This is a genomic window from Streptomyces sp., assembly GCF_031178505.1.
Taxonomy (GTDB): domain Bacteria; phylum Actinomycetota; class Actinomycetes; order Streptomycetales; family Streptomycetaceae; genus Streptomyces; species Streptomyces gulbargensis.
This window is the reverse complement of sequence record NZ_JAPSIW010000888.1, coordinates 1-2,568: the sequence shown is the minus strand read 5'-3', so window position 1 is coordinate 2,568 and position 2,568 is coordinate 1. Positions and strand designations below refer to the sequence as shown.

The window sequence follows — 2,568 nt, the reverse complement described above, 5'->3', positions numbered from 1 at the left end:
ATCGTCCGGCACCCCCGATTCACCCTCGCGCGCCCGCGTGCGGGACAATGAGAGCCGAGTGTCCGCGCACGCGAGACCTCACCACCGAGCAACAGCAACGAGGAGCAACTCATGGCGGGCAGCGCCCACGGACACACCCCGGCCGCCTGGACCGGTGTCATCATCTCCTTCATCGGCTTCTGCATCGCCGGGGTCTTCATGGTGGCGGCCAACGTGCCCGGTTTCTGGGCCGGCGTGGGCGTCATCGTGCTCGGCGGCATCGTCGGCGGTGCCATGAAGGCGGCCGGTCTGGGCATGCCGAAGGAGTCGGAGGACGTCGCCGCGGCCCGCGCCGCCGCGACCGAGTCCGCCCGGGCCCGCGTCTGACCCGACACGACGCGTTCGACGGATCGAGGGCGCAGTCCGGCCGTGCCGGGCTGCGCCCTCGCGCGTCAGGGGCGAGAATCACGGCGTGGACCCGCAGCCGACGGCCGGAGCCGTGACCGACGAGACCCCCGCCCCACCGGACCGCCCGGCGGCCCCCGGGCCCGAAGAGGCGCGCGGCGCCGAAGGCCCCGCGCCGGTACCGGAGGACCCTGCGCCCGAGCCCTTCCCCGACCGGGCCGCCGGCCCCGTACGCGAGGGTCCCGGCCCCGGGAACCCCGAGCCCGTCCCGGTCCCCGCCACCGGCCCGGTACCGCCGCCGCACGGGCACCCGCACCCGTACGCGCCCACCCCGGTCCCCGCCACCGGCCCGGTACCGCCGCCGCACGGGCACCCGCATGCCATGCCGCACGGCCACCCCCACCCCTACGCTCCCGCGCCCCCGCCGCGGAACCGGCCGCTCGCCCTGCGTCTGCTCGCCCCCGCCGGGACGCTCGCCGGTGTCGCCGCCGCCTTCGCCTACGTCGGGGCCGTCGACCCCAACGAACCCGGGCACTACCCCGTCTGCCCGCTCCTGCGCTTCACCGGCCTGTACTGCCCCGGCTGCGGCGGTCTCCGCAGCGCCCACGCCTTCGTCCACGGCGACCTGCCCACCGCGCTCGGCGCGAACGCGCTCGCCGTCGCCGGCTACGGCCTCTTCGCCGTCCTGATCGCGATCTGGCTGGTCCGCGCCGTCCGCGGGATCCCGATGCGCGTCGATCTCTCCCCGGCCTGGTGGTGGGGGATCGGCGCCGTCCTCGCCCTCTTCACCCTGGTCCGGAACCTGCCCTTCGGCTCCGCGCTGGTCCCGTGACGCCCGCCGGGCCACCCCGCGGGTCCCAGCAGGTGGGACGCCGCTCCCGTCGATGCGAGCGCCGAGCCCTCCTGCGGATAGGATCGAAGTGGCTGAACCTGGTTCATCATCACCAACAACGTCCCGGAAGGGGGCCTCTCGCGTGAGTGTGCTCGACGAGATCATCGAGGGCGTCCGCGCCGACCTCGCGGAGCGGCAGGCGCGGGTCTCCCTCGACGAGCTCAAGGAGCGCGCCGCCAAGGCGCCGCAGGCCAAGGACGGCGTCGCCGCGCTGCGCGGGGACGGTGTCACGGTGATCTGCGAGGTCAAGCGCTCCAGCCCGTCCAAGGGCGCCCTCGCCGCGATCGCCGACCCGGCCGGTCTCGCCGCCGACTACGAGGCGGGCGGCGCCGCCGTCATCTCCGTGCTCACCGAGCAGCGCCGCTTCGGCGGCTCGCTCGCCGACCTGGAGGCCGTCCGGGCCCGCGTCGACATCCCGGTGCTGCGCAAGGACTTCATCGTCACGGCCTACCAGCTGTGGGAGGCCCGGGCGTACGGGGCCGACCTCGCGCTCCTCATCGTCGCGGCCCTGGAGCAGGAGGCCCTCGTCTCCCTCATCGAGCGCGCCGAGTCCATCGGGCTCACCCCGCTCGTCGAGGTCCACGACGAGGAGGAGGTCGAGCGCGCCGTCGAGGCGGGCGCCCGGATCATCGGCGTCAACGCGCGCAACCTCAAGACCCTGAAGGTCGACCGCTCCACCTTCGAGCGCGTCGCCCCGGAGATCCCGGCCGGCATCGTCAAGGTCGCCGAGTCCGGCGTCCGTGGCCCGCACGACCTGATCGCCTACGCCAACGCCGGCGCCGACGCGGTCCTCGTCGGCGAGTCCCTCGTCACCGGCCGCGACCCCAAGGCCGCCGTCGCCGACCTGGTCGCCGCCGGCGCTCACCCGGCCCTGCGTCACGGCCGGAGCTGACCCCGCCATGACCGTCCGCCGCGCCACGCCGATCATCCAGGGCCCCGCCGCCCCGGGTGGCTTCGGCGCGGTCGCGGCCGCCGGTGTCACCCGCGCGATGCGCACCCGGCTCCGGACCGCCGCCGCGCCCGCGCACGCCCCTCTGGCCAGGGGCTGCCGCCCCCGCGGCTGCCGCGCGCCCGCCCGCCGTGTCCACGGCCGCCGGGTGCGGTACGTCATCGGGTCCGAACCCGGCCAGGTCAACGGCATGCGATGGCGCCCGCGCCGAGCGCGCGTCTCCTGACGTCCCCGTAGCGCCCCCCCGCGCCCGACGGCGCCCCTTCCCGTCCCCGTGTGGGCTTCGTCCCGCCGGGACACGGGACGGCGCCCTTGCGGGCGCGTTCCGCACCCGCACCTGCCC

Annotated in this window: 4 protein-coding genes; all 4 read left to right on the top strand. The window is 76.2% G+C overall.

Annotated features, from left to right (window positions below):
• Window positions 1-111 precede the first annotated feature (111 nt).
• The 4 genes from RIF68_RS34000 to trpM all read left to right on the top strand — a co-directional run bounded on the left by RIF68_RS34000 (window position 112) and on the right by trpM (window position 2,451).
• On the top strand, window positions 112-366 hold the full coding sequence (locus RIF68_RS34000) for an HGxxPAAW family protein (RefSeq protein WP_309055325.1): 255 nt from the start codon (window positions 112-114) through the stop codon (window positions 364-366).
• A gap of 400 nt (window positions 367-766) precedes the next feature.
• Window positions 767-1,216, top strand: a complete 450-nt coding sequence (locus RIF68_RS33995; protein ID WP_309055327.1) for a DUF2752 domain-containing protein — start codon at window positions 767-769, stop codon at window positions 1,214-1,216.
• 142 nt (window positions 1,217-1,358) lie between these two features.
• Window positions 1,359-2,168, top strand: a complete 810-nt coding sequence (trpC, locus tag RIF68_RS33990) for an indole-3-glycerol phosphate synthase TrpC (protein ID WP_309055324.1) — start codon at window positions 1,359-1,361, stop codon at window positions 2,166-2,168.
• A 97-nt stretch (window positions 2,169-2,265) separates the two neighbouring features.
• The gene (gene trpM / locus RIF68_RS33985; RefSeq protein ID WP_309055326.1) at window positions 2,266-2,451 is read left to right on the top strand and encodes a tryptophan biosynthesis modulator TrpM; all 186 of its coding nucleotides are present in this window, start codon (window positions 2,266-2,268) and stop codon (window positions 2,449-2,451) included.
• Window positions 2,452-2,568: the final 117 nt, after the last annotated feature.

Coding starts and splice junctions, on each gene's coding strand:
- RIF68_RS34000 (WP_309055325.1), top strand. CDS start 112: ATGGCGGGCAGCGCCCACGGACACACCCCGGCCGCCTGGACCGGTGTC.
- RIF68_RS33995 (WP_309055327.1), top strand. CDS start 767: ATGCCGCACGGCCACCCCCACCCCTACGCTCCCGCGCCCCCGCCGCGG.
- trpM (WP_309055326.1), top strand. CDS start 2,266: ATGCGCACCCGGCTCCGGACCGCCGCCGCGCCCGCGCACGCCCCTCTG.